This window comes from Bradyrhizobium sp. cf659 (genome assembly GCF_900113725.1).
Classification (GTDB): Bacteria; Pseudomonadota; Alphaproteobacteria; order Rhizobiales; family Xanthobacteraceae; genus Bradyrhizobium.
Genome location: NZ_FOQJ01000003.1, coordinates 555845 through 582312 on the forward strand (window position 1 = coordinate 555845; position 26468 = coordinate 582312).

Below are 26468 nucleotides of genomic sequence, written 5' to 3' on the forward strand. Positions count from 1 at the left end.
TGACGGGCGGCCTATTCAGTGTGCCATCTACGGCCAGACAAAACCCGGCGGTCGCATCGCGGCCGCCTGCATCCATTCGGGAACCAGACGGGGGACAACCATGCTGGATAAAGAACTGCGTTCGATGATCGGCCAGGTGAAGGACGGACGGATGGATCGCCGTGCCTTCATCCAGCGTCTCGCCGCTGTCGGTCTGACTGCCCCGCTGGCCAACCAGATCCTCGCGCTGGGCGGCGTCGCCATGGCGGAGGGCGTTTCGACCTACAAGCCGACCAAGCGCGGCGGCGGCGGTGCGCTGAAGCTGTTGTGGTGGCAGGGGCCGACCCTGCTCAATCCGCATTTCGCCACCGGCACCAAGGACCAGGACGGTTCGCGCCTGTTCTACGAGCCGCTTGCCTGTTGGGATCCGGACGGCAACATGAAGCTGGTTCTGGCCGCCGAAATCCCATCGATCCAGAACGGCGGCCTCGCCGCCGACGGCAAGTCGGTGACTTGGAAGCTCAAGCCCGGCGTCAAATGGCATGACGGCAAGCCGTTCAGCGCCGACGACGTCGTGTTCAACTGGGAATACTCCAAGGATCCCGCGACCTCCGCGGTCACGATTGCGACCTATCGCGACATCGTCGTTGAGAAGGTGGATGACCTCACCGTCCGCATCCTCTTCAACAAGCCGACGCCGTTCTGGGCCGATGCTTTCGTCGGGGCGCCGAACTCCATCATCCCCAAACATCTGTTCGCGGATTACAAGGGCGCCAAGTCGCGTGAGGCGCCGAACAACCTCTCGCCGGTCGGCACCGGCCCGTACAAATTCCTCGAGTTCAAGCCGGGCGATCTCGTCCGTGGTGAGCTCAATCCCGACTATCACATGCCGAACCGCCCGTATTTCGACACGCTCGAAATGAAGGGCGGCGGCGACGCCGTCTCGGCGGCGCGTGCGGTGATCCAGACCGGCGAATACGATTTCGGCTATAACATCCAGGTGGAAGACGACGTGCTGCTGCGCCTGGAGAAGGGCGGCAAGGGCAAGGCCATCTACGCCGTGGGCGGAGACACCGAGTTCATCGCGCTGAATTTCACCGACCCGAACACCGAGGTCGATGGCGAGCGCTCTTCGATGAAGACGAAGCACCCGCTGTTCTCCGATCCCGCCGTGCGCAAGGCGCTGGCGCTGCTGGTCGATCGTGAAGCGGTGAAGAAGGTGATCTACGGCCGCGCAGGCCGCACCACGGCGAACTTCCTCAACGGCCCCGAAAAGTTCGTCTCCAAGAACACGAGCTGGGAATTCAGCATCGAGAAGGCGTCGAAGATGCTGGATGACGCCGGCTGGAAACCTGGTGCGGACGGCATCCGCGAGAAGGACGGCAAGAAGCTGAAGCTTCTGTACCAGACCTCGATCAATGGCCCGCGCCAGAAGACCCAGGCCATCGTCAAGCAGGCCTGCCAGAAGGCGGGCATCGACGTCGAGCTGAAATCGGTCGTCGCCTCGGTGTTCTTCTCCTCCGACGCCGGCAATCCCGACATCTACCCGAAGTTCTATGCCGACATGGAGATGTTCCAGATCCCGATGAGCCAGCCGGATCCGTCCCAGCACATGCGGCGCTATATGTCGGCGAACGTGGCGACCAAGGAGAACAAGTGGCAGGGGCAGAATTTCCCGCGCTACGTCAACAAGGAGTATGACGCCACGATCCTGGCCGCGGAAGGGGAGATGGATCCCGTCAAGCGCGCTTCGCTCTACATCAAGGCCAACGATATCCTGATCGGCGACACTGTGTTCATCCCGGTGCAGCATCGCCTCAAGGTGGAGGCCGCTGCCAACAACCTGGTTTGCGTGGTCAGCGGTTGGGCGAACGAGACCGACAACCTGTTCGACTGGTACCGGGAGGCATGATCGCGCGGGCCTAGGCGGGGTCTTTCCCTATGAGTCAATATGTCCTGCGTCGCCTGCTGATCGCCATTCCGAGCCTGCTCGGCATTTCGCTCGTGCTGTTCGTCGTGCTGGCGCTCGCCCCCGGCGATCCCTTTTCGGAACTGGCGACCAATCCGAACGTACCGCCCGAAGTCGCTGCCGCGCTTCGGGCGAAGTTCGGCCTCGACGATCCGATCTATCTGCGCTACCTGCACTGGCTCTCCGCCATGGCGCATGGCGATTGGGGTTTTTCCTTCGTCAGCCGGATGGACGTCGATACGCTCATCCTCCAGCGCCTGCCGGCGACGCTCTATGTGATCGGCTCGGCGCAGATCCTGGCGCTCCTGATCGCGATTCCGGTCGGCGTCTACGCGGCGACCAAGCCGTATTCGCTGTTTGACCAGATCGCCAACGTACTGGCCTTCGTCGGTTTCTCGCTGCCCACCTTCTTCACCGGCATCCTGTTCATCCTGATCTTCTCGGTCACGCTGGACTGGCTGCCCTTCGTCTATTCCAGCGACATCAAGGCCACCGGCATCCGCTGGGTGCTGGAGATGATCCGGCAGGCGATCATGCCGGTGGCGGTGCTCGGCCTGTTCCAGGCGGCGTCGATGACGCGCTTCGTGCGCTCGGCGATGTTGGACGTGATCCGGCTCGACTACGTCACCACGGCGCGCGCCAAGGGACTCGGGCAGGCCAAGGTCATCGTCAAGCATGTGATGCGCAATGCGATGATCCCGGTCGTCACGCTGATCGCGCTCCAGATGCCGGCGGTGTTCGGCGGCGCCATCGTCACCGAGCAGATCTTCCGCATCCCCGGCATCGGCTCGTTGCTGATCTCCTCCATCCTTTCCAACGACACGCCGGTGGTGATGGCCGTTACCTTCGTCTTCGCGTGCCTTGTGGTCCTGTTCAATCTCATCGCGGACGTCCTGTATGGCTGGCTTGACCCTCGCATCTCCCTCCGCTGAGCGGCGCGTCTACTCGCCCTGGCGCGAGACGTGGCGGCGCTATAGCCGCCACAAGCTTGCCGTGGTCAGTGCGTTCCTGCTCCTCATTCTGGTGCTGGCGGTGGTCGCCGGCCCCTTCGTCTGGCGGGTCAAGATCGACGACATCGACATCGTGGCGGGCATGCAGGGGCCCTCGCTCGCCCATCCCTTCGGCACCGACGATCTCGGGCAGGACATCCTCGCCCGCATGATCTACGGCGGGCGCATCTCGCTCGCGGTCGGCCTCGCCGCGATGCTGGTCTCGGTGTTCGTCGGCGTGCTGATCGGTGCGCTTGCCGGCATGTCGCGCGGTGCGCTCGGTCACGGGTTGATGTGGCTTACCGATCTCTTCCTGTCGCTGCCGCAGCTGCCGCTGCTGCTGCTGCTGATCTATCTGTTCCGCGACGGGCTCAAGGCCGCGTTCGGCCCCGAGGGCGGCATCTTCATCCTGATCGTGCTCGTGATCGGGGGCCTGCGCTGGATGCCGGTCGCCCGCCTCGTGCGCGCGCAGTTCCTGTCGATCCGCGAAAAGGAGTTCGTCGAAGCCGCGCGCGCGCTCGGCGCCAGCCCGGTGCGGCAGGTGGTGCGCCACATCCTGCCCAACGCGCTCGGTCCGGTGATCATCGCCGGCACCATCGACGTTGCCGCCGCCATCATCGCCGAATCGACGCTGTCGTTCCTCGGCCTCGGCTTCCCGCCCGATACCCCGACCTGGGGGCGGCTGCTGTACGACGCCAAGGACTTCCTCGACATCGGCCCGCACTGGGCGCTGTTTCCGGGCGGCGCGATCTTCATCGCCGTGGTCGCCATCAACTTCATCGGCGACGGCTTGCGTGACGCGCTCGATGCGCGACGGGTGATCTGATGGCGCCGCTGCTCGAGATCAAGGGCCTGAAAACCCATTTCTCCACCGACGACGGCATCTTGCAGGCCGTCGACGGCGTCGACATCTCCATCAACCGCGGCGAGACGCTCTGCGTCGTCGGCGAGTCCGGCTGCGGCAAGACCGTGACGGCGATGTCGATCCTGAAACTGATCGCGATGCCGCCCGGCCGCATCGCGGCCGGCCAGATCATCTTCGAAGGCCGCGATCTCGTGCCGCTGACGAGCAATCAGCTCGACGAGATCCGCGCCAAGGAGATCGGCTTCATCTTCCAGGAGCCGATGACATCGCTCAACCCCGTGCTCACCGTCGGCGAGCAGATCGCCGAGAGCCTGCGCCGTCATGAAGCCGTGACGAAGAAGCAGGCGCTCGAGCGCACCATCGAGATGCTGAAGCTGGTGCAGATCCCCAACGCCGAAGGCCGCGTGCACAACTACCCGCACCAGTTCTCCGGCGGCATGCGCCAGCGCGTGATGATCGCGATGGCGCTCGCCTGCAAGCCGAAGCTGATCATCGCCGACGAGCCCACCACCGCGCTCGACGTCACTATCCAGGCGCAGATCCTCGACCTGCTCCAGGACATGAAGGAACGCTTCGGCATGGCGGTGATGCTGATCACCCATGCCATGGGCGTCGTCGCCGAGACCGCGCAGCGCGTCGTCGTGATGTATGCCGGCAAGGTGGTGGAGGAGGCGAGCGTCGACGATCTCTTCGCCGATCCCCGCCATCCCTATACCCAAGGGTTGATCCGCTCGATCCCGCGCATCGACCTCGACAGCGAGCACAAGGCGCGGCTGGAGGCGATCGGCGGCTCGGTGCCGATCCTGATCAATCCGCCGGTCGGCTGCCGCTTCGCGCCGCGCTGCAAGTTTGCCATGAATGTCTGCACCGAGAAGGAGCCGCTGCTCCGCGAGGTCTCGCCCGGCCACCGCATGGCCTGTCACTTGGGGGATACGCAGTTGGGAGCGGCGTCATGAGCGAACCCTTGCTCCGCGTCAGCGGTCTGAAGAAACATTTCCCGGTTCTTGGCGGCTTGCTGTCGCGCCAGGTCGGCAGCGTCTATGCGGTCGACGGCGTGTCCTTCTCGGTCAATCGCGGCGAGACGCTCGGTCTCGTCGGTGAATCCGGCTGCGGCAAGTCGACGACGGGGCGCTGCGTGCTGCGCCTGATCGAGCCGACCGACGGCGAAGTCGTGTTCGACGGTCAGGACGTGCGCCAGCTCGGTGGCAACGATCTGCGCGCGATGCGGCGGAACATGCAGCTCGTGTTCCAGGATCCGTTTGCCTCGCTCAATCCGCGCATGACGGTGGGTGCGATTCTCGGCGAGGCGCTCATCATCCATAAGCTCGGCTCATCGGCCAAAGAGCGGGAGGAGCGCGTCGCAAGCCTGCTGGTCAAGGTCGGGCTCAAGGCCGAGCACATGCGCCGCTACCCGCACGAATTCTCCGGCGGCCAGCGCCAGCGCATCGTGATCGCGCGCGCGCTCGCGGTCGAGCCGAAGCTGATCGTCTGCGACGAGCCGGTCTCCGCGCTCGACGTGTCGATCCAGGCCCAGGTCATCAATCTGCTGGAAGACCTCCAGGCCGAGCTGAACCTCACTTATCTCTTCGTTGCGCACGACCTCTCGGTGGTCGAGCACATCTCCGACCGCGTCGCGGTGATGTATCTCGGCCGCATCGTCGAGCTGGCGAAAGCCAGCGACCTCTACCGCAACCCGCAGCATCCCTACACCAGGGCGCTGTTATCAGCGGTGCCGGTGCCCGATCCCAAGCTCAAGCGTGAGCGCATCCGCCTCAAGGGCGACGTGCCGAGCCCGATGAAGCCGCCGTCAGGCTGCCACTTCCACACCCGCTGTCCGATCGCCCAGCCGCGCTGCGCGGAAAGCGCGCCGGAGCTTAAGGAGGGGGCGGGCGGCCATTTCGTGGCGTGCCATCTGGCCTGACGCCGAGCAAAGCAGGACGCGAATTCATTCGTCCTGAAGCAGGCCGTGCGCCGAGAGGGCCTGCCTGAAAGCCTGCACCGACGTGTGGTGATGCGCGAACAGGCCCGCCTCGCGCGCGCCGGCAACATTGGCCGGGAGATCGTCGACGAACAGCACGGTCCCCGGCATCACGTTGAGTTCGGTCAGGCAGAGGCGATAGCAGCGCGGGTCCGGCTTTGCCGTCTTGAACTGGGCCGAGGTGTAGATCCGGGAGCCGAACAGCGGCCGCAAGTCCGGCAGCAGCGTGTCGATGTGGTCGGCGACCAGCGTGGTATTGTTGGTCAGGACGGCAATATCGACGGTTTCGCGCAGACGTCGGGCAATCTCCAGCATCGCGCGATCGGCCTGCATCGAGCGGCGCCGCGCCTCCACCCACTCGTCGAGCGACAGCGGATAGCCCATGCGCTCGCCGAAGCCTCGCAGATAATCCGCAGCATCGAGAGCGCCGGAATCGCCGAGCGATTCGAAGCCGCTGTCCCAGATCGCCTCGTGGACGAGCTCGCTGGTCGATCCCGCGAGCTTTGCCAGACATGCGACACGCAGTCCCCTGTCGTAGTTGCAGAGGACATTGTCCATGTCGAAGAGGACGAGCTTGATCCCATCAGTCACAGCAGCACTCTCGGATTGGCCGAACCTCCGGCCGCGACGGAGTCATATCCCGCCCGAACGCGGGCGACAAATCCGGGTGCGCAAGGGCCGATCGCTGCGATGCTGGCCTGGTCGGTGGCGGCGCGTTTCGAAGGCGAGTTCTCGAACGTGACCCGCAGCTACACCGGCAAGGGCAAGCGTTCGCTACGCCTGCCAGGTTGGCGACTGTGTCACGCGCTCTTCGCGGGCCAGGGCACGACCTGTCCCGATACGATCAGCCGGTCGCGGCCGCTTTCCTTTGCGGCATAGAGCGCGCGGTCGGCGGCCGCCACCAGCGCGCTGGAGTCGGTCGTGGTCTCGGATGGAAACGCCGTCGCGGCGCCCACGCTCACCGTGACGAGCCGTGAGGGCGGATTCTGCGCGTGCAGCATGGCGAGGTCGCGCAACGCGCCGCGAATCTCCTCGCCGACCCTGGCGCAGCCGTCCGCATCGGTGTTCGGCAGCAGCACGGCGAACTCCTCGCCGCCGTAGCGCGCGGCGACGTCGGCCGGCCGCCGGGCATGAGCGGACAGGATCCGCCCCAGCGCGCGCAGGCAGCCGTCGCCGGCCAAATGTCCGTAATGGTCGTTGAACGCCTTGAAATGATCGACGTCGATCAGCAGGAGCGAGAGTTGGGTGCCATCGCGCCGGGCGCGTCCCCATTCGTCCGCAAGTCGCTCGTCGAATGCGCGCCGGTTGGCGAGCCCGGTCAGGCCATCGGTCGTTGCAAGCGAGGAGAGCTTGTCCTGGAGGTCCTTCTGCTCGGTCATGTCGCGCACGACCGCGACGACGCCGTCGATCTCGCCGCTGTCGGAGGCCCGCGTCACGTGCAGGGCCGACTCGGCCCAGATCTCGCCCTTGTCGCGATGGCGCTGGCGATAGATGAACCTCGCCTCCTCGGCCTCGCCGTTCTTCAGCGCGGCAATCGCCTGTTCGACCCGTTCCATGTCCTCCGCGTGAACCCCGGCCACGGCCGACGTGCCCAGCAGTTCGTCGGACGACCAGCCGATGATACGCGCGCATGACGGAGAAACGTAGATCAGCCGGTTGTCGAGCCCGATCCGGGTCACCATGTCGCTGGACTGCTCGGCCAACAGGCGGAAATGAGCTTCCTGGGCGACCAGGGCGTGTGCCATGCGCTGTCGCTGCGAGAGCTGACGGACCAGGTAGTAGCCGATCACGGCAATCAGCAGGACGAGGCCAAAGACGAAGGTCATGCGTATGGCCGCCGCGCGTCGCCAGGGAGCCAGCACGTCGTCCTGCGACTTGCTCGCCAGCACCATCAGGGGATAGCGGCTGCTGCGCTGGTAGTAGCTCAACCGCTGCACGCCATCGAGCGGCGACGTGAAATAGTAGACGGCCGCGGCCGGCCGGCTATCCCATCCCTTGAACAACGGCGCGTTGGACAGGTCGCGGCCGACGAAGGCGCCGCTCTCGTCGCGGCTGCGCGCCAGCATGATGCCGCTATTGTTGAGCAGCGAGGCCGAGCCGTTCGGGCCGAAGTTGAAGCGCTCGTAGAACTTGACGAAGTAGCTGACGTCGATCGTGAGCAGGGCAACGCCGGCGAAACCGCCGTCGGCATCGTTGATCCGGCGGGACGCGGTGATGATCCATTGGCCCCCGGCGCGGCTCTTGACGGGGCGTCCGATCAGCGTGCCCGGATCCGTCGAGTCCCGATGATGCTGGAAATATTCGCGGTCGCTGTTGTTGAGCTTGGAGAAGTCGACGCGCTCGGTTGTGGCAAGCCACCGGCCGGTCGCGTCATAGACGAAGATACCGCGGATGCGGTCCGAAGATTTGCGGGTCGGCAGATAGGCCTGGAGCTTTGCGATCGTGTCCGGACCCGTTCCATCGAGCTCGAGCCGATGGACCAGCCCGACCAGGAGTGTATCCACGAGCTCGAACGTGTCGTCCGCATGCTGAACCAGCGAATGCGCGAGATTGGTCACGTCGACTTCGGCGTTTCTGAGCTCGGCATTGCGCGTTTCCCATTCGCGCCAGCCGCTCAAGCCCAGGATGGCCAGGCAAGTCAGCATGACGAAACCCGCCGCCCAGAGCGGAAGACGCATCTTTCCGAGGTCGCGGCCCGTACTCATCAGGCTTGCTCCATTTCGGTGCAAACCTCTCACTTTGGCCTTAACGGCCTGTTGCGTCATCCGCGCTGATTGTGTGAATCCCGTATTCGGCCGGAACCAGTCCTCGATGTTTCGACGGGTTATCGTCGGAGGATGTTAACCACGCTGACCTCACGCCGGATTCGCCTGGCGTCGCTGCCTCACTCTTCCAGTGTAAACCCGACGCGTAGCGTCACCTGGTAGTGGCGCACGGCGTTGCTCTCGATGTGGCCGCGCGTCTGCACCACCTCGAACCATTTCATCTCGCGGATGGTCTTGGCGGCGCGGCTGACCGCGTTCTTGATCGCATCCTCGATCGAAGATTCGGATGATCCGACCAGTTCCAGGATCTTGTAGACGTGATCCTTCTCGGCTGTGGGCATGGCGCGTCTCCCCTTGTGCTGTGACGGGCCCGGATAGGTCTGTCGCGATACATCCGGCCTCCACCTTGAACGGATGCCGGGGCCTCGGGTTCCGTCTCCGGCGATCGGCCGCGTTCACCTGCTGAACGCGGTCCGTGGCGGTGTCCAGTTTGTGCAAGTGCACGAAAATATGGCTCGCGCGTGCGGGCGGGACCCCCAAATTCGTCCGCCGCCGCATGGCCGCTCTTGCTCGCTCCAATGCGGGCGCGTTAGCCTCGGTCCGTTTCCCTATACCGTCGATGTGCAGTGATGATCGGCCGTTGGACGAGGAGCGCTCTGGTCGCAATCAGTCTGTCCGCCGTGCCTGTGCTGGGTGCGGTGCGGGACGATCTCGACGACGCGCCCGGCACTATGTCGCTGCAAGTGACGACCGATCCGTCCATGATCGAATGCCGCAAGCTCGAAACGGTCAATCCTGCCTCGCTGATCTTCCTGCCGCTGCGGCGGACGTTCAACGAGGACTTCGACGAGCATCCGCTGTCGGGCGGACGCTGGGTGCCGCACTATGCCGGCGGCGCGGCGTGGCCGGAGGCGCGCTACTGGGGCGGCGACGGCTCCGACTTCAAGCGCAAGACTAGCGCCAATGGCGAGCAGCAGATCTATGTCGATCCGCGCTACTCGGGGCGCGCCGCGGCGCCGCTCGGGCTCGATCCGTTCAAGGTGAAGGACGGCGTGCTCTCGATCGTCGCGCGCCGCACGCCGCCGGTATTGAAGTCCGTTCTGTTCAACAACGAGTACATCTCCGGGATCCTGACGACGCAGGGCACGTTCGCGCAGAAGCACGGCTATTTCGAAATCCGCGCCAAGCTCCCGGTCGGCCATGCGGTGTGGCCGGCGTTCTGGATGCTGGCGGACGACGGCGGCTGGCCGCCGGAGGTCGACGTGTTGGAAGGCCGGGGCGAGCGGCCGGGCGATCTCGTGATGACGACGCATTGGCGGATTCCGTCGACCCAGAAGATCCAGTCCTGCGGCTTCGACTTCGCGGTCGGCGACGCTTCGAGCGCATTCCACAATTATGGTGTGCTGTGGGAGGAGGATCGCCTGGTCTATTTCATCGACCGCAAGCCGGTGTCCGACATCAAGGTGCCGATCGGCTTCGACGACCCCATGTACATGATCGTCAATCTCGCGATCGGATCGAAGTTCTTTATCGGCGTCGGTCCCGTCGATGCGGAATCTCCGCCAGCCGTCGCATTCGAGATCGACCGGATTTCCGCCTATCAGATCGAGATGGAGCAGGCGCGGAGATAGATATGTCAGCGGATTTCTCGCGGCGTCATCTTGCCAAGCTCGCGGGCCTTGCCGCGCTGGGAGCGGCGACGGGCGCCGGCGCTGCGGAGAGCGAAACGCCGGCATCGGCCGAGCGCGGCGCGCCCTTCCCGAAGGATTTCTTGTGGGGCACCGCGACCTCGTCCTACCAGATCGAAGGCGCCGTCAACGAGGACGGCCGCGGCAAATCGATCTGGGATATTTTCAGCCACACGCCCGGCAAGATCGAGGACGGCTCCACCGGCGACCGCGCCAACGAGCATTATCACCGCTACAAGGAGGACGTCGCGCTGATCAAGGCGCTCGGCGTCAAGGCCTACCGTTTCTCGATCGCATGGCCGCGGGTGTTTCCCGATGGGGCGGGTCAGCCCCATCCCAGGGGGCTCGATTTCTACAATCGCCTGGTCGACGAGCTGCTCGCAAACGGCATCGAGCCCTACGCCACGCTCTATCACTGGGACCTGCCGCAGGCGCTCCAGGATCGCGTCGGCGGCTGGCAGTCGAGCGACACCTCGAAGGCCTTTGCCGATTACGCCGCCTACGTCGCCGCGCGCTTGACCGATCGGGTCAAGACCATCTTCACCGTGAACGAGGTCGGGCGCTTCGTGAATTTCGGCTACGGCTGGGGCATCGACGCGCCGGGCCTGAAGCTGCCGGCCGCGCAGCTCAACCAGGCGCGTCATCACGTCGCGCTGGCGCACGGGCTTGCCGTGCAGGCGATCCGCGCCTCAGGGCGCGCCGGCACAAGGGTCGGCGCAGCCGAGAATATCGCGGCCTGCGTGCCGGCGATCGCAACGCCGGAAAACATCCGTGCCGCCGAGATCGCGACGCGCGAGCTCAATGCCGGCTTCCTCGGCGTGGTGCTGGAGGGCAAGTATACCGACGGCTTCCTCGCCTATGCCGGCGCGGATGCGCCGAAATTCACGCCTGAGGAGTTGAAGATCATCGGCACGCCGAACGACTTCGTCGGCCTCAACATCTACGCACCGCAGTTCTATGTCACCGCTTCGGACCGCGCGCCCGGCTTCCACGTGCTGCCGTTCCCCACCTCGTTCCCGCACATGAATTCGGAATGGCTGCGGGTCGGCCCCGAAGTGATCTACTGGGCGCCGCGCCTCGCCGCGAAGATCTGGAACATCGAGACCATCTACATCAGCGAGAACGGTACCTCGTCGGAAGACAAGATCTCCGCCGACGGCCAGGTCTACGACCTCGACCGCATCATGTTCCTGCGCAACTACCTGACCCAGATGCAGCGCGCCGTCGCGGAGGGCGTGCCGATCCGCGGCTACTTCCTGTGGAGCCTGATGGACAATTTCGAGTGGATCTTCGGCTACGGGAAACGCTTCGGCCTGTACCGGGTCGATTTCGAGACGCAGGCGAGGGTGCCGAAGCTGAGTGCCGCGTTCTATCGCGACGTGGTGGCGCGGAACGCGATCGGGGTGTGAGTGGATGCGCCGATCCTACGGATCCAGCTCGGTATCCCAGTAGAGATAGTCCAGCCAGCTGTCGTGCAGATAGTTCGGCGGGAACAGGCGGCCGTTGCGGTGGAGCTGGTGCACGGTCGGTGCGAAGGCGCTCTGGCGCGGAAACATCTTCGCCTGCGCCGGCGTAAGGTTGCCCTTGCGTAGGTTACAGGGCGAGCACGCCGCGACCACGTTCTCCCAGGTGGTCTGGCCGCCTTTGCTGCGCGGGATGATGTGATCGAAGGTGAGGTCTTCGGGCGAGCCGCAATATTGGCAATTGAAGCGGTCGCGGAGGAAGACGTTGAAACGGGTGAAGGCGGGGTGGGTGGTCGGCTTGACGAAGGATTTGAGCGAGACCACGCTCGGCAGCTGCATCTCCAGCGTGGGACTTCGAACCGCCTGATCGTAATGCGCAACGATGTTGACGCGGTCGAGGAACACCGCCTTGATCGCGTCCTGCCACGACCACAGAGACAGTGGGTAGTAACTCAGCGGCCGGAAGTCCGCATTCAGCACCAACACCGGCCAACTGCCTTGCGAGACATGTGCGTTCAAGTAACGCTCCCGGCCTCCATGTACGCTGCGAAGCAGCATGTACTGACATACTACATGCAGCGTGACGGGATTGTGAAGCCCGTTGAGCGACTTATTCAGGCGCAGGCAATGCGGCGGCGGGGTGGCAAAACGCTCAAAAACGCCGCGATTCGGGGAGGGTCCATGCGAGGCTGGCCCGCCGCGTTGCTCCTGGCCGTGTTCGGCGCGGCGCCGATCTGGTCTGCTGCGGCCGAGGATTATCCGGCGCGCCCCGTCACCATGATCATACCGTTCCCGGCGGGCGGGGCGACCGACACCCTGGCGCGGTTCCTCGGCGAACAGCTCAACGCCGTGCTGAAGCAGCCGGTCGTGATCGAGAATGTCGGCGGTGCGGCTGGCTCGCTCGGCGTCGGCCGCGCAAGAATCTGCCGGCGGACGATCTCAAACAATTGATCGCGTGGCTGAAGGCCAATCCGGACAAGGCCTCGGTCGGCATCGCCGGTGTCGGCGCGACCGGCCATCTCGCCGGCATCGCGCTCCAGAAGGAGACCGGTACGCAATTCCAGTTCGTGCCCTATCGCGGCAACGGCCCGGCGATGCAGGACCTCGTCGCCGGCCATATCGACGCGATGATCGAGCCGGCGTCGAACTTCAAGGCGTTGGTCGGCGCCGGCCGACGTACAGACGGCCGACATATCAGTCGGCGTGGCCACACCCTCCGCTGTCGTCCTGGCGAAAGCCAGGACCCATACCGCGGAATCCATCCGTGATCGACAAGTCTCAGTACCGCACGACCACCAGACTTCGCCAAACCACTCCCTGGGGTAATGGGTCCTGGCTTTCGCCAGGACGACGTTGGGGAGGAAGCGGACCTTCAACAACGCGCACCTCCAGAACGACGGGTAGCTACTCCCGCACCCGCTCCAATTTCTGCAAGCACCGTGTCGCGCGCACCACGGCCGGCATCTCCTGGTCCGGAAAACTCGTCGTCCAGTTGGTGACGCCGACCTCGCCGACATAGATGTCGCCCTTCGAATCCAGTGCGATGCCGTGCGGCGCGAGGAATTTGCCACTCGCAACGCCGGGCCCTTCTTCGCCGCCGAGCCGCGCGATGCGTCTGCCTTGCGCATCGACGATCGACAGCCGCGGGCCGAGATTGGGCACATTGCGGTTGATATCGAGGCCGGGGCCGAGCTCGCCGATCACGAAGGTCGGGCTCCTAGCCCCGCCGCAGCAGCACAGCGCGCAGGGCCGGTGCAGGTTGTTCCACTGCGTCTCGTATTTTCCCTCGCCATTGAACACCTGCACGCGATGGTTCTCGCGGTCGGCGACGTAGACCCAGCCATCGGAATCGGTGGCGATGTTGTGCACGATGTTGAACTGGCCGGGGTCGGTGCCCGGCTCGCCCCAGCTCTTGATCAGCTTGCCGTCGGGCGTGAACTTGTGCACGCGCGCATTGCCGTAGCCGTCGGAGACGTAGATCTCGCCCTTCGGCGACAGCGCCGTGTGGGTGCAGCGGTGGAACGGCTCGCCGCTCATGAACGGCGCCGGCTTTGCGGGGATTCCGATCGTCAGCAGCACCTTGCCGTCGGTGGTGCATTTGCGCACGGTATGGTCGCCGTCGTCGGTGCAGTAGAGATTGTCGTCGGCATCGATGTGCAGGCCGTGCGCGCGCGAGAACAGGCCATCGCCAAAACTGCGCAGGAAATTACCCTCGCGATCCAGCACCACCATAGGATGGGCGCCGCGGTTGAAGACGTAGACGCGGTCCTTGCTGTCGACCGCAACGGAGGCAACGTCGGTCAGCGTCCAGCCATCGGGAAGTTTCGCAAAATTTTCGACGACGCGATAGCGGTGCTCGCCGGTGCCGAGGATGGCTGGCATTGATTTCTCCTGTTGTCATTCCGGGGCGCGACGAAGTCGCGAGCCCGGAATCTATCGTACGGCATATCTGGGGATAAATGGATTCCGGGTTCGCGCTGCGCGCACCCCGGAATGACGGCTGTGTCTACGTCCGCCCCAAAATCCCTTCTTCGAGGGCCTTGATCTGGAGCGCGAGATATTTCGAGTTGATCCGGCACTGCGCGAGGCTGCCGGCGATGAACCACAGGCCGGGCTGCTTTGTGCGCACATACATGTTGCGCAGCTCGAAGCCTTCGCCAAATCCCCAGACCGGGCCGACGCGGTCGGCGACGCCATCGCCGAACAGCTTTCGCACCAGATATTCCTGCGGTTTGTAGCCGGTCGAGAGCACGATCAGGTCGGCCGGAATGGTCGTGCCGTCCTTCATCCGCGCGCCCTCGGCGGTAAAACCCTCAATGTCGGAAAACTGCTTCAGCTTGATCGCGCCCTCGACGATGAGGTTGGAGCAGCCGACGTTGAAGTAATAGCCGCCGCCGCGGGTGAGGTATTTGAACTGCCAGCCGGTGCCGGCCTCGCCGAAGTCGAGCTTGAAGCCGACGTGCGAGAGGCCGTCGAGCAGCTCCTTGTCGAGCCCCTTCGACTGCTCCGTCAGCATCACATGGGTCTTCTTCGCGAGCGGCGTCGGCATCGAGGTCGCGATCAGATCGTTGTCCTCGAGCGTGCCCTCATTGTAGGTCGCGTAGGCGAGCTGCGCCGACGGCTCGATATTGGTGACCAGCGTCGGCGAGCGCTGCACCAGCGTCACCTCGGCGCCGCTGGAGTGGAGGTCCTGCGCGATGTCGTGGCCGCTGTTGCCGGTGCCGATGACAATGGCGCGCTTGCCTGCCCAGTTCTCGCCGTCCTCGTAGCGGCTGGAATGCACCAGCGTGCCCTTGAAATTGGCGAGGGTCGGAATGTCAGGAACATTGGCGATGCCGCTGACGCCGGTCGCCATCACCACATGGCGTGGATGCATGGTGCGCTTGCCGCCGTCGGCGCGGCGCAGCGTGACGGTCCAGTGGCCGTTCGCCTCGTCGTAGGCGCCGCCCTCGAACTCGGTGCCGGTCCAGAAGTTCAGCTCCATGGCATCGACGTAAGCCTCGAACCAGTTCGCGAGCTTGTCCTTGGGGATATAGACCGGCCAGCTCGGCGGGAACGGCATGTAGGGCAGGTGATTGACCTGCACCTGGTTGTGCAGGGTGAGCGCGTGATAGCGCTTGCGCCAATTGTCGCCGATCCGCGTCTTGCGATCGACGATCAAGGTATCGACCTTCAGCTGCTTCAGCCGTGCCGCGATGGCGAGCCCGGCCTGGCCGCCGCCGACCACCAGCACGGCCGGGTCGCGATCGGCGTAGTCGCGCGATGCGTTGCGCTGGTCGAGCCAGTTCGGCCCGCGGAAATCGCGCGAATAGGCCTGGCCGCGCGGCCGCGACGTGCCGAGCTGTTCCTCGAAGCCTTTGAGCTCGTCGAGCGCGGTCAGCAGCGTCCACGCCTTCAACCGGTCGCCGTCGGTGCTATCAGGCACGAGCCGCAGGATGCCGCTGCCGCGGCCGAGCGCGGTTTCGAAATTGAAGATGGCTTCGATGCTGCCGATGCCGGCGCGCGTCACCCAGCGCGGTGGCGCACGGTTCGGTGCGATCTCGAACTGGGCCGGCGCAGCCCTGGACGCGAGCGCGGCGAACGCCTGCGCGATAGCGCTGCGACCGGCCAGCGTTTGCAAGTTCCAGCTCAGCGCCAGCACGTCGCGCCAAAAGCTGTCGGCGAGGAAGAGGCGGTCCAGCGCGGCGGCGGGGTCTGGCTTGCCCAGCGCGCCCGCGAATTCATCGAGCCAGGCCTGCGCGGCGACGGAAATATCCTTCGTCCTGTCCAGCATTCGCGACCTCGTGGCCGTCTTCGCGGCGTTTCCTCTGAGGTCAAACGCTATACCGGTTCTCAGGCCGTCGAAAGCGTCTTAACCGAGCAGTGAGAGCATGTGGCCCTGCTCCGGCGGAATGCGGCCCTTCAGTGTGTCGAGATAGACCTGCCGCACCGCCTCGGGTCCGCGGCTCTCGACCACACTCAGGCATCGCTCCAGCCGCGGCGCAAAGCCCGACCATGCCGCGCCAAAGCGCTGCTCGATGCCGCCCGGGCCCCAATCCTTCGCCCGCTTGCGAATGTGGTCGGGCGCGAAGAACCAGCGCGGTTTTGCGCCGGGCAGGGCGCCTTCGTCGGCATCGGTGGCGCGATGCGTCAATCCGACGCGCACCGAGCATTTCATCTGGTCGCCAAAATGCCGGTGCAGTTCGGCGCGCAGGGCGCTGCTGCCGGCCATGTCGACGAAGGCGACCGGCGCATTCGATGGCAAGGACGTCACGCGGTCATAGGTGACGACCTCGTCGTAACATCCGAGCGACGTCACGAAGCCGGTATTGCCGGCTGAGGTCAGGCCGATCACCTTGCGGCCGCGTGTGTGCAACAGATGCGCAAGGCCGAACGCGGTCTTGCTCGAGGCGCTCGACAGCAGCACGGTCCGCGCGCCGAAATCGTCGTTCTCGGCGAGGAAGTCGTCGACCAGGAACGACAGCATGAACAGCGGTCGCAGCAGTGCCTGATAGTCGCCCTGCCGGCCGGCATAGGCGGGATCGCCGGTGACGCGGGAGTAGAGATTGTAGACCGGCGCCACGCCTTGCCGATGCGCAGCTCCGTCGCGCAAGCCGCGCTTGCTGACGTCGGTCGCCTCGATGACCAGATGCGTCGCTATCGGAAAGTAGCCGAACAGGCGCTCGCCTGCCGGGATGTTCGGATGTTTCGAGGCGATCACCTCGCCAAAACCCCACACCGGAATGTTGCCGAAGCCGTGCGGCGCCGGAAAGATCTGCCAGTATTTCAGCTCGTCGCCCATCACGGCATAGGTGATGTTGTTGGCGGTGAGCGCGAAGCGCTCGACCTTCACCAGCAGCGCATCCTGCGGCAGCGCATCCGCCGCGGGAAGCTCGGTCGCGATCGTCTTGCAGGTTTCGAGATCGTCCCGTGCAACGATGAAGTCGGTGGCTGTCATGATGTCGATCCCGGCTCTGATCCGCACCGGCATCTCATCGACCATGCGCGCCGCGTTTGCAACCTCAACATAGTTTTAAACGCTGTTTGTCCAGGTCCCGCTAGGTGTGGTTCGCCCAGTAGGGATCGCGCAGCTTCCGCTTGAAGATCTTCCCCGTTGCCTCCCGCGGCAGCGCATCCAGAAACTGGACCTCCCTCGGCACCTTGAAGTTTGCCAATCGCTCGCGCAGAAAAGCGTGCACCGCGGCAGCTGAGAGCTGCGCGCCCGTCTCCGGCTCGATGCAGGCGCACAGCCGCTCGCCAAATTCGGCGTCGGGGATGCCGAACACGGCGCAGTCGCGCACGCCGGGCATCGTGATCAGCACGTTCTCGATCTCGGCGGGATAGATGTTGACGCCGCCTGAGATCACCATGTCGCGCTTGCGGTCGCACAGGAACAGATAGCCGTCTTCGTCGAGATAGCCGACGTCGCCGACGCTGACGAGACCGTCACGCCCCGCCTCGGCCCGCGCCTTGCCGTGATAGTCGAAATCGGGGACGGCCGTCTGGCGCATGTAGATCTCGCCGACCTCACCAGCGCCGCAGAGGCTGCCGTCGTCGCGAAAAATCTTGACGATGCCGCCGTCGATGGCGCGGCCGACCGTCCCTGGTTTCTTCAGAGCTTCTTCGGCCGAGTGCCATACCGGAATCCCGGTCTCGGTCGAGCCGAAATATTCGTTGATGACCGGTCCCCACCAATCGATCATGGCCCGCTTGATCTCGGGCGGGCAGGGCGCGGCGCCGTGCACGACGAAGCGGAGCGACGAGAGATCGTAGCGCTGTCTCACGGCCTCGGGCAGCCGCAGCAGCCGGACGAACATGGTCGGCACCATGTGAATATGCGTGACGCGGCGGCGCTCGATCAGCGCCAACAGCTCTTCGGCGTCGAACCGGGCCTGGAGGACGATGGTGCAGCCGCTGCGGAACGCCAGCATGCCGTAGGAGTGCGGTGCCGAGTGATACATCGGGCCGTTGATCAGCACGACCTGGTTGTCGCGCGGCTTGATGCCATAGGCGATCGCACCGACGCGCTCGGAGGCGGCCGCCTGTTCGGGCTGCATCGGCATCCGCCGCACGCCCTTCGGCATGCCCGTGGTCCCCGAAGTGTAGATCATCGCTGCGGCCCGGCGAGGCGGCTCCTGCCTTTCCGGATGGCCGTCGCGCCAGCGGTCCCAATCGGTCAGTCCCGCCGGGACCTCGGTCAGATCGGGGGCAATCGCGAAGGTCGTTGCGAGCTCGGGCGGTGTTGCAACGACGAGGAGGCGGACGTCGGCCGGCAGGCCGGCGCGAATCTGCGGCAGCAGGTCGGCGTGGCAGACCAGGATTTTTGCGCCGCTGTCGGTCAGGATGTAGCGGACCTCGTCGGCCTTGAGATGCCAGTTGATCGGCACCACCGGACTGCCCAGTGCGGCGGAGGCCGCAACCACCTCGAACAGCGCAAAATCGTTGCGCAGCATCATGGCCACCGGAGCGCCCTCGGCGAGGCCGAGCTCGCGAAGCCCGCTGGCCGCCCGCCTGATGCGCGCCTGGATCTCGTCATAGCCAATCCGGCGTTCACCGCTGATGATCATGGCGTGTCCCTGTTCAGCTCGAGTCTAGCGATCATCCAGCACGTCGCCGAACCCGACCCAGCTCTTGCCGTTGAAGCGGCGGAGCTGAAGCTGCTGGAACGGCAGATAGTCGTCGGGGCCGGTCGTCACAGACATGCCCGGCAGCAGCAGCGGGAGCTTCACTTCTTTCAGTGAGGCCGCCTGGCGCATGATGTTGTCGCGGCTGAAATCATCCTTGCATGCCTTCAGCACCGTCATCAGTAGCGTGGCATAGTGGTAGCCGGCTGCGTAGTTGGAGTTGGAGAGATCCGCAGTCGGCATGTATTGCTTCATGAAGGCAAAATAGTCCTTCACGCCGGGATCGCTGGCCCATTGCGGGTCCATCGTGTCCTTCTGGTTGCTCGACGAGATCAGGCCGATGGCGTTGTCGAGCCCTGCCGGCTCGAGGAACGAGATCGACGAGGCCGACGTCGGCACGAAGAACAGTTCGGGCTTCCAGCCGATCTCGGCGACGCCCTTGACCATCTGCGAGGTGAATTTGCCGAGCACGACGCCGAACAGCACGTCGGCGCCCGATGCCTTCAGGGTGAAGAGCTGCGAGCTGATCGTCGGCGCACTGGTCTCGTAGGTCTGCTCCGCGATGATCATGCTCGCGGCCTTGTCGCCCAGCGCGCGCTTGAAGCCCGCAACATAGTCGCGGCCGAAATCGTCGTTCTGGGACAGGATGGCGATCTTCGCGCCGGGCTTGGTGCGCAGCACGTGCTTGGCATAGACCACGCCCTCGGATTCGTAGGCGGCCATGCCGGGCATGGTCCACGGATATTTCTGCGGATCGGCCCATTTCGTCGCGCCGGAGAGTACGAACAGTTGCGGCACCTTCTTGCCGTTGAGGTAACGCTGCACGGCGCTGTTGGTGGCGGTGCCGAGCGAGCCGAACATCATCAGCACCTCGTCCTGCTCCACCAGCTTGCGGGTCTGCTCGACCGTCTTCGGCGGCGAGTAGGCGTCGTCCAGCGTGATGAACTTGACGTTGCGGCCGTTGATGCCGCCTTCGGCATTGACCTTCTCGAAGAAAGCCTCCTGGGTCCGTCCGATCGCGCCGAAGCCGGAGGCCGGGCCGCTATAGGGCAGGGTCTGGCCGATGCGGATCTCGTTGCTGCCTTCGGCGCGGGCGGTCCCGGTCGCGAGCGTCAGCAACGACAGGCCGAGCAGTGCGGCTGCCAGTTTCATGATGTCCTCCCGTTCTTCTTGTCAGTCTTGTTAGTCCGAGATGTCAGGCGCTGGCACGCATCAGGAAATCCTGACGAGCCTGGTCGAACTCCGCTTTCATCCTGTCGACGAGCTCGGCGACTGGCGGCGCGTCGGTGATCTGGCCGATGCCCTGGCCCGAGCCCCAGATGTCGCGCCACGCCTTCGATTTCATATTGCCGCCGGAGCCGAAGTTCATCTTCGTCTTGTCGGCAACCGGCAGATTGTCCGGATCGAGCCCGGCGGCGGCGATCGACGGGCCCAGATAGTTGCCGTGCACGCCGGTGAACAGGTTCGTGTAGACGATGTCGTGCGCCGCATGCTGCACCAGCGCACTCTTGTAGTCATCGGCGGCGTTGGCCTCGGCGGTCGCGATGAAGCGGGTGCCGATATAGGCGAGATCGGCGCCGAGCGTCACGGCGGAGGCGACGCCGAAGCCGTCGCCGATCGCACCCGACAACAGGATGGTGCCCTTGAACCATTGCTTGACCTCGCGCACCAGCGCGAACGGCGACAGCGTGCCGGCATGGCCGCCGGCACCGGCGCACACCAGGATCAGCCCGTCGACGCCTTGCTCCGCGGCCTTGCGCGCGTGCTTGACGTTGATGACGTCGTGGAACACCAGCCCGCCATAGGAGTGCGCAGCTTCGACGATCTCGGCCGGCGGCCGCAGCGAGGTGATGATGATGGGCGTCCTGTGCTTCACGCAGGTCTCCATGTCCCTCATCAACCGGTCGTTGGAGGCGTGGCAGATCTGGTTGACGGCGTAGGGTGCGACCTTCTTGCCGGGATTGCGCGATTTGTATTCGCCGAGCTCGTCCTCGATGCGGCTCAGCCACTCGTCGAGCTTCTCGACCGGACGGGCGTTGAGTGCGGGGAACGAGCCGACGACGCCCGCCTTGCACTGGGCGATCACCAGCTCCGGTCCGGAGACGAGGAAGAGTGGCGAGCCGACGACGGGCAGCTCCAGATTGTTTTTGAGCAGAGCGGGCAGTGCCATCGGGTCCTCCTGATAACGCGCATCCGCCGGTTCTTTCGGCCGATGATGAGCGCTTCCATGTCGATTTGTCGCGCCGGCTGAGTGTCTCCGCCCGGCGGTTTGACCCCACTATAGATTGGACGGCGGGGAGGGGATCGTTCAATATTGAACAAGCTGATATTCATAATTGAACGGAGGCGGCGATGGATTGGGACCTCTGCAAAACCTTCGTCGCGGTCGCCGATACCGGCAGCTTCACCGCCGCGGCGCGGCGGCTGCACGCCAGCCACCCGACCGTCAGCCGCAAGATCGCGGCGCTGGAGGCGCAGCTCGGCACCAAACTGCTGGCGCGTGCCGCGGATGGATTGGTGCTCACCGCCGATGGCCGGACGCTGCGCGAGCATGCCGAGGCGATGGCGGCCGCCGCACTCCGGGCCGAGGCCGCGGTTGGCGCCGGAGGGCGCAAGGCGCGCGGCACGGTCAAGCTGTCGATCGGGGCGACACTGGCCTCGCATTGGCTGATGCCGCGGCTGCGATCCTTCCTCGACGAGCACGATCACATCCGGCTCGAGATCATCACCCATCCGTTTCCGGCCAGCGTGCGCCGCCGGGAGGCCGACGTCGTGCTGCGACCGGTCGACAGCGGCGAGGAAAATCTGGTTGGTCGCAAGATCGGCCGTCTCGGCACCGGCTTCTACGCCTCGCGCAACTATGCCGCCGGCCGCTCCCTGCCGGAGCGGAGCGGTGAGTGGAAGGGGCACAGCGTCATCGGCTTTGCCGATCAGGGTTCGAACGCGCAGCTGGCGCGCTGGAGTGATACGATCACGCGTCAGGGCACCGTCGTGATGCGCTGCTCGTCGCAGGGCGACATGCTGGCCGCGGTCCGTGCCGGGATTGGAATCTCCGCGCTGTCCTGCTTCGTCGCGGAGAGCTATCCGGAACTGGTGCGCGTCGCACCGCAGAAGCTCGTCAGCATCGCCGATCTCTGGCTGCTCGCCCATCCCGACCTGGTGGAGCTGTCTGCGGTGCGCGCCGTCGTCGACTTCGTGGCCGAATGCGCCCGCGCCGATCGCGAGCGACTGCGGGGCTAGTTTGATCCGGCCAGAACGCCCTCGCGCTTCTTCACCGCGCGGTAATAGCTCCACCACAGATGCGCCGCCGCGCCGCGCAGCGGACGCCAGGGCTCGGCGAGCGGCGCCATCTGCTTCTCCGTCGGCCGTGCCTCGAGGCCGAGACCGATCTTGATGCCCTCCTGCACCGCGAGGTCGCCGGCCGGCCAGGCATCGCCATGGCCGAGGCAAAACAGGAGATAGACGTCCGCCGTCCACGGTCCGATGCCGGGCAGCGAGATCAGCGTGTGATGCGCGGCGTCGGCATCTTCCTCGGCGAGCACGTCGAGGTTCAGCCGCTCCGCCCTGATCTCGCGCGCAAGGTGCTTCAGCGTCTTGATCTTGGCGGCGGACAGGCCAAGTCGTCCCAGCCGGTCGGTGCGCGCGCGGCGTACTGCCTCATGATCGAACGGATCGAAGGCGGCGGACAGCCGCCCCCAGATCGCCGCGGCGCTCGCGGTCGAGAGCTGCTGCCCGCAGACGATATGCGCGAGCCCGGTGAAGCCCGGTTCGCGTCGCCGCAAGGCCGGCATGCCCGCAGCAGCAAGCACGGGCTTGAGCCGCGGGTCGCGCTTCACCAGCGCCTGGACGGCCTCTTCGAGATCGGACTGGGTTTCGAGGTGGATGGTCATTGTGGCCTAACTCGTCATGCGCGGGCTTGCCGTCTCTGCTAAAGCTACGCCGGCCCAATACCGAGAAGCTCGCCGAAGCCTTCGGCGCAGGCGGGACCCGCGCATCCATCTCCAATCGTAACAGAGTCATGGAAGATGGATGGCCGGGTCAAGCCCGGCCATGACGAGATCCTGTCATATGTCGCCACCCGTTTTCCGATTTGCTCCGAGCCCGAACGGCTTCCTGCATCTCGGCCATGCCTATTCGGCGCTGCTCAACTTCGACCGCGCGCGCGAGGCTGGCGGGCGGCTGTTGCTGCGGATCGAGGACATCGACGCGACGCGCTGCCGGCCTGAGTATGAAGCGGCAATCTACGAAGACCTCGCCTGGTTCGGCATTGCCTGGGAAACACCGGTGCGGCGGCAGTCGGAGCATCTTTCCGATTACCGCGCCGCGCTGGACAAGCTCTCTGCACTCGGCCTCGTCTATCCCGCCTTCGAAAGCCGCGCCGAGATCGCAAAGCTGGTCGCCGCGCGCGAGGCCCACGGGCCGTGGCCGCGCGATCCCGATGGCGCGCCGCTTTACCCCGGAGACGCCAAGTCGCTGTCCGCCGGCGAGCGGGCACGGCTGATCACATCCGGCGCGCCTTATGCGCTCCGGCTCGACATGGCGGCTGCCTGCCGGCGCGTTGCCGGCCTGGCCTGGCATGAGCTGGGCGAGGGGCCCGATGGCGAGCGGGGCGTTGTTCCCGCGCGGCCCGAGGCCTGGGGAGACGTGATCCTGGCCCGCAAGGAGACGCCGACCAGCTACCATTTGTCCGTGGTCGTCGACGACGCCCTCCAGGGGATCAGCGAGGTGGTGCGTGGCCAGGACCTGTTTCACGCCACCTCCGTCCACCGCCTGCTGCAAACCCTGCTTGGCCTGCCGGAACCCGCCTATCGCCACCACGGCCTGATTCGGGACGAAGCCGGGCGGAAGCTGTCGAAATCGACCCGCTCGACCGGTCTGCGGGAGTTGTGCGACGCTGGTGCATCGCCCGCCAGCATCCGCCGTCTGGTGGGATTAGGTTAAGTTTCTCTGGGGTTTAGCCAAACACCGCCGTGACTCCGGGTGTTCCGCCGTGCCATGCTTATTGGACGGCCCGGGGTTCGAAGGGGATACTTCGAAGGGGAATTATGGCGGCGAAAACGCGGGCAGCGCGCACCACGCGGACGTCCAGGCGACTGCCTCGGAGGCGGTCCGGGGCGGCCGGAAAGGTGCGCAAGCGCAGCACCAAGGCGGTCACGCCGGACGTGGTCCAGGCGGCGCTTGCCGCCTTTGCCCATGAGGTCCGCACCCCCCTGACCGGCATTCTTGCGATCAGCGACCTGCTCGCGACCTCGGATCTCGGGGAGCGGGAACGACGCTGGGCTGACACCATCAAGGCCGGCGCCGAGCATCTGGCGAGCCTTGCCACCCTGTTCGTGGACGCTGCCCGGTCCGGCAAGGGATCTGGAAAGAACGGCAGCGCGCTGCGGCAGGACCTGTTCGACCTGCGGGCGCTGGCCCGCAGCGCGGGCGATTCGCTGGCCGGGCGCGCCGCGGCCAAGGGCCTCCAGGCCCAGGTCGAGCTCTCCGAAAAGCTGCCGGGGCTGGTGGTCGGCGATCCCGTCCGCCTGCGCGCCGCACTTGAGAACCTCATCGACAATGCGGTGAAGTTCACCGACCAGGGCGGCGTGGCGCTCGTGGTCGCGCCCTGGCGTCCGGCCAAAGGCAAGAAAAAAGACAAGACGAAGGGCAGGGTTGGCGTCGCCTTCGCGGTGTCCGACAGCGGCATCGGCCTGACCATGGCCGAGATCAAGCGGCTGTTCCGCCCGTTCACCCAGGCCAATGTCACCATCGCCTCGCGCTTCGGTGGCGCCGGGCTCGGACTATCCTCGGTGAAGCAGCTGGCGCGCGCGATGGGCGGCGACATCTCGGTCGCACCGCGCCGCGGCGGCGGCGCCACCTTCACATTGACGGTGTCGCTGGACGCGGCGGGACCGGCCAGGTCCCGCAAGGCGAAGGGCGAGGCCGAGGCCGATGCGGCGGCCGCGCTGCGCGTGCTCAGCGTCGAGGACAATCCGTTCGGCCGCGTCGTGCTCAACACCATTCTGACCGAGCTCGGCCATCATGCCGAGTTCATCGGACGCGGCGAGGATGCGGTGAACCGGCTCGCGCAGGGGGCCTTCGACGCGGTGCTGATGGACATGGTGCTGCCGGGCATCGACGGCGTCGAGGCCATCCGGCGGATCCGCACCATGCCGGCGCCGCTCGCTCGAATCCCCATCATCGGCGTCTCCGGGCGTGGCGAGGACGAGGCGGCCTCGCGCGAGGCGGGCGCCGACGCCTTCCTGGTCAAGCCCGTGTCTCCGCGTGCTTTAGCGACTGCGCTGCTTGAAGCGACACGCCGTGAGGTAGCCGCGACTTGATGATCGCGGCGTTGAGCTCGCCGCCGTAGACGAAGATCGCGGCGATGAAATACAGAAACACCAGCGCGATGATCACCGAGGCCAGCCCCGCATACATCGTCACGTAATTGTTGGCGAAGCGCGCCAGATATTGCCCGAACACGATGCCCGAGATCAGCGACGCCACCACGGTGAAGACGATGCCGGGCAGGATCTGGAGGAAGCTGCGCCGCCCCGCCGGCAGCCACGCATGCAGGATGATCAGCGCCACCACCAGCGCGCCGATGGTGATGCCGTAGCGCAGCCAGGTGAGGATGCTCTCGTTGGACTCGACGAACAGCGGGATGTGGCGCCGCGTCGCCTCGATGATGAGCGGGCCGAGCACGATCAGGAACGCCATGGCGAGCGCGGTGACGGCCGCAACCAGCGTATAGCCGATCGATTCCAGCCGCAGCCAATACCAGCGCCGCATCTCCACCACCGCGTAGGCGCGGTTGAGCGCGACGCGGAGCGCCTCGACGCCGTTCGAGGCGAAATAAACCGACAGCGCCGCGCCGATGGTCAGCACGCCGGTGCGGGTCGTGGTCAGCACGTCGTGGATCTCGCCGGAAAGGCTGTCGGAGACCTGCTTGGGCCAGACCTCGAGCATCAGGCTGGCGGCCTGGTCGGCGAGCTCCTTGGAACCGAAGAAGCCGGCGAGCGAGGTCAGCACGATCAGGAACGGGAACAGCGCCATCAGTGTCGACAGCGCGATGTGGCTCGCGATCGCCCAGCCGTCATCGGCCAGGAACGTGTAGAACGCATCCATCACGACGACGTAGATGTAGCGGATGGCTTTCACGGCTGGCCCTGTACTGCTCCCTTTCCCCCCTTGCGGGGAGAGACGAAGAAGGTTTGCGATGGACGCAAATCGGAAATCATCCAGCCAGCTTCTGATATTATTGGCCTAAAAGCCAGATCGCCAACCAACCCAGTCGTCATTCCGGGGCGATGTGACGGGACCGCGCAAAGCGCGACCCGGCGCATCGAGCCCGGAATCCATTTCACCGCGCGTGACGCTGCTTGATGGATTCCGGGCTCGCGCCACCGGGCCGCGTTGCGGACCCGTTGGCGCGCCCCGGAATGACGGGTGGGGAGATGGCGGACCGGCGCGCACGGTGTTATCTACCCCCGATGGCATCTATCCTGAGTACTTTCATCCTGCCGGCGGCAGCCGGCGCCGTGGCGTTGGTGCTGCTGCTCGGTCTCGTCAACATGATGCGCGGCGGCTCGCCCGACACCTCGCAGAAGCTGATGCGTTGGCGCGTGCTGCTGCAGTTCGTGGCGATCGTCATTGCCATGATCGCGGTCTGGGCGATGGGGCGGTAAAC

Annotated in this window: 25 protein-coding genes; 13 read left to right on the top strand and 12 right to left on the bottom strand. The window is 65.4% G+C overall.

Annotated features, from left to right (window positions below; translation table 11 throughout):
* Positions 1-100 precede the first annotated feature (100 nt).
* From BM118_RS16670 to BM118_RS16690, 5 genes are read left to right on the top strand one after another with little or no spacing between them, the layout of a single operon-like run.
* Positions 101-1891: a peptide ABC transporter substrate-binding protein gene (locus BM118_RS16670; RefSeq protein ID WP_092186621.1), complete on the top strand. Its 1791-nt coding sequence runs from the start codon at positions 101-103 to the stop codon at positions 1889-1891.
* A 29-nt stretch (positions 1892-1920) separates the two neighbouring features.
* Positions 1921-2880: an ABC transporter permease gene (locus BM118_RS16675; RefSeq protein ID WP_092186622.1), complete on the top strand. Its 960-nt coding sequence runs from the start codon at positions 1921-1923 to the stop codon at positions 2878-2880.
* A complete protein-coding gene (locus BM118_RS16680; protein WP_092186623.1) occupies positions 2846-3763 on the top strand; it encodes an ABC transporter permease in 918 nt (305 codons plus the stop codon). Before BM118_RS16675 ends, BM118_RS16680 begins: the two co-directional genes overlap by 35 nt.
* Positions 3763-4758: an ABC transporter ATP-binding protein gene (locus BM118_RS16685; protein WP_092186624.1), complete on the top strand. Its 996-nt coding sequence runs from the start codon at positions 3763-3765 to the stop codon at positions 4756-4758. Before BM118_RS16680 ends, BM118_RS16685 begins: the two co-directional genes overlap by 1 nt.
* The gene (locus BM118_RS16690; protein ID WP_092186625.1) at positions 4755-5723 is read left to right on the top strand and encodes an ABC transporter ATP-binding protein; all 969 of its coding nucleotides are present in this window, start codon (positions 4755-4757) and stop codon (positions 5721-5723) included. The genes BM118_RS16685 and BM118_RS16690 overlap by 4 nt, the downstream gene beginning before the upstream one ends.
* 24 nt (positions 5724-5747) lie before the next feature.
* Here the strand turns inward: BM118_RS16690 and BM118_RS16695 are convergent, their stop codons facing one another.
* The 3 genes from BM118_RS16695 to BM118_RS16705 form a co-directional block, all read right to left on the bottom strand.
* Positions 5748-6338: an HAD family hydrolase gene (locus tag BM118_RS16695; RefSeq protein ID WP_092187032.1), complete on the bottom strand. Its 591-nt coding sequence runs from the start codon at positions 6336-6338 to the stop codon at positions 5748-5750.
* 242 nt (positions 6339-6580) lie between these two features.
* Positions 6581-8485, bottom strand: coding sequence for a sensor domain-containing diguanylate cyclase (locus BM118_RS16700; protein ID WP_177234379.1), 1905 nt, complete (start codon positions 8483-8485; stop codon positions 6581-6583).
* A gap of 179 nt (positions 8486-8664) precedes the next feature.
* Complete coding sequence (locus BM118_RS16705; RefSeq protein ID WP_092186627.1) at positions 8665-8886, bottom strand: dodecin; 222 nt, start codon at positions 8884-8886, stop codon at positions 8665-8667.
* Positions 8887-9174: 288 nt separating this feature from the next.
* Between BM118_RS16705 and BM118_RS16710 the strand changes: the two genes are divergently transcribed.
* Positions 9175-10176 carry a glycoside hydrolase family 16 protein gene (locus BM118_RS16710; RefSeq protein WP_092186628.1) on the top strand — a complete coding sequence of 334 codons (1002 nt, stop codon included), beginning with the start codon at positions 9175-9177 and terminating at the stop codon, positions 10174-10176.
* Positions 10177-10178: 2 nt separating this feature from the next.
* Complete coding sequence (locus BM118_RS16715) at positions 10179-11642, top strand: GH1 family beta-glucosidase (protein ID WP_092186629.1); 1464 nt, start codon at positions 10179-10181, stop codon at positions 11640-11642.
* A 15-nt stretch (positions 11643-11657) separates the two neighbouring features.
* On the opposite strand, the gene BM118_RS16720 is transcribed toward BM118_RS16715, so the two are convergent.
* Positions 11658-12215, bottom strand: a complete 558-nt coding sequence (locus BM118_RS16720; RefSeq protein ID WP_018646514.1) for an HNH endonuclease — start codon at positions 12213-12215, stop codon at positions 11658-11660.
* A gap of 162 nt (positions 12216-12377) precedes the next feature.
* Between BM118_RS16720 and BM118_RS42325 the strand changes: the two genes are divergently transcribed.
* Both BM118_RS42325 and BM118_RS42330 read left to right on the top strand, forming a co-directional pair.
* The gene (locus tag BM118_RS42325; protein WP_244550164.1) at positions 12378-12647 is read left to right on the top strand and encodes a type 2 periplasmic-binding domain-containing protein; all 270 of its coding nucleotides are present in this window, start codon (positions 12378-12380) and stop codon (positions 12645-12647) included.
* A complete protein-coding gene (locus BM118_RS42330) occupies positions 12644-12964 on the top strand; it encodes a Bug family tripartite tricarboxylate transporter substrate binding protein (RefSeq protein WP_244550165.1) in 321 nt (106 codons plus the stop codon). The genes BM118_RS42325 and BM118_RS42330 overlap by 4 nt, the downstream gene beginning before the upstream one ends.
* A 136-nt stretch (positions 12965-13100) precedes the next feature.
* Here BM118_RS42330 and BM118_RS16735 read toward each other — a convergent pair whose 3' ends face one another.
* The 6 genes from BM118_RS16735 to BM118_RS16760 all read right to left on the bottom strand — a co-directional run bounded on the left by BM118_RS16735 (position 13101) and on the right by BM118_RS16760 (position 20969).
* Entirely contained in the window at positions 13101-14078 is a 978-nt protein-coding gene (locus BM118_RS16735) for a peptidyl-alpha-hydroxyglycine alpha-amidating lyase family protein (protein WP_092186630.1), read from the bottom strand.
* A 124-nt stretch (positions 14079-14202) separates the two neighbouring features.
* Positions 14203-15969, bottom strand: a complete 1767-nt coding sequence (locus BM118_RS16740) for a flavin-containing monooxygenase (RefSeq protein ID WP_143099480.1) — start codon at positions 15967-15969, stop codon at positions 14203-14205.
* Between the two features lie 78 nt (positions 15970-16047).
* Complete coding sequence (locus BM118_RS16745; protein WP_092187033.1) at positions 16048-17133, bottom strand: DUF2855 family protein; 1086 nt, start codon at positions 17131-17133, stop codon at positions 16048-16050.
* 100 nt (positions 17134-17233) lie between these two features.
* Positions 17234-18742, bottom strand: coding sequence for an acyl-CoA synthetase (locus BM118_RS16750; RefSeq protein WP_092186631.1), 1509 nt, complete (start codon positions 18740-18742; stop codon positions 17234-17236).
* 24 nt (positions 18743-18766) lie between these two features.
* Positions 18767-19951: an ABC transporter substrate-binding protein gene (locus tag BM118_RS16755; RefSeq protein WP_092186632.1), complete on the bottom strand. Its 1185-nt coding sequence runs from the start codon at positions 19949-19951 to the stop codon at positions 18767-18769.
* A gap of 43 nt (positions 19952-19994) precedes the next feature.
* A complete protein-coding gene (locus BM118_RS16760) occupies positions 19995-20969 on the bottom strand; it encodes an NAD(P)H-dependent flavin oxidoreductase (RefSeq protein ID WP_092186633.1) in 975 nt (324 codons plus the stop codon).
* Positions 20970-21151: 182 nt separating this feature from the next.
* On the opposite strand from BM118_RS16760, the gene BM118_RS16765 reads away from it, so the two are divergent.
* The gene (locus BM118_RS16765) at positions 21152-22039 is read left to right on the top strand and encodes a LysR family transcriptional regulator (protein ID WP_092186634.1); all 888 of its coding nucleotides are present in this window, start codon (positions 21152-21154) and stop codon (positions 22037-22039) included.
* On the opposite strand, the gene BM118_RS16770 is transcribed toward BM118_RS16765, so the two are convergent.
* Positions 22036-22689: a DNA-3-methyladenine glycosylase family protein gene (locus BM118_RS16770; protein WP_092186635.1), complete on the bottom strand. Its 654-nt coding sequence runs from the start codon at positions 22687-22689 to the stop codon at positions 22036-22038. The two genes, BM118_RS16765 and BM118_RS16770, sit on opposite strands and share 4 nt — an antisense overlap.
* Before the next feature lie 178 nt (positions 22690-22867).
* On the opposite strand from BM118_RS16770, the gene gluQRS reads away from it, so the two are divergent.
* Positions 22868-23740 (top strand): tRNA glutamyl-Q(34) synthetase GluQRS, encoded by an 873-nt coding sequence (gene gluQRS, locus BM118_RS16775; protein ID WP_092186636.1) that lies wholly within the window; start codon positions 22868-22870, stop codon positions 23738-23740.
* 104 nt (positions 23741-23844) lie between these two features.
* Positions 23845-25119, top strand: coding sequence for an ATP-binding protein (locus BM118_RS16780; RefSeq protein ID WP_092186637.1), 1275 nt, complete (start codon positions 23845-23847; stop codon positions 25117-25119).
* Here BM118_RS16780 and BM118_RS16785 read toward each other — a convergent pair.
* A complete protein-coding gene (locus tag BM118_RS16785; RefSeq protein WP_092186638.1) occupies positions 25046-25939 on the bottom strand; it encodes a YihY/virulence factor BrkB family protein in 894 nt (297 codons plus the stop codon). The two genes, BM118_RS16780 and BM118_RS16785, sit on opposite strands and share 74 nt — an antisense overlap.
* A 332-nt stretch (positions 25940-26271) precedes the next feature.
* Between BM118_RS16785 and BM118_RS16790 the strand changes: the two genes are divergently transcribed.
* A complete protein-coding gene (locus tag BM118_RS16790) occupies positions 26272-26466 on the top strand; it encodes a twin transmembrane helix small protein (RefSeq protein WP_092186639.1) in 195 nt (64 codons plus the stop codon).
* Positions 26467-26468 lie beyond the last annotated feature (2 nt).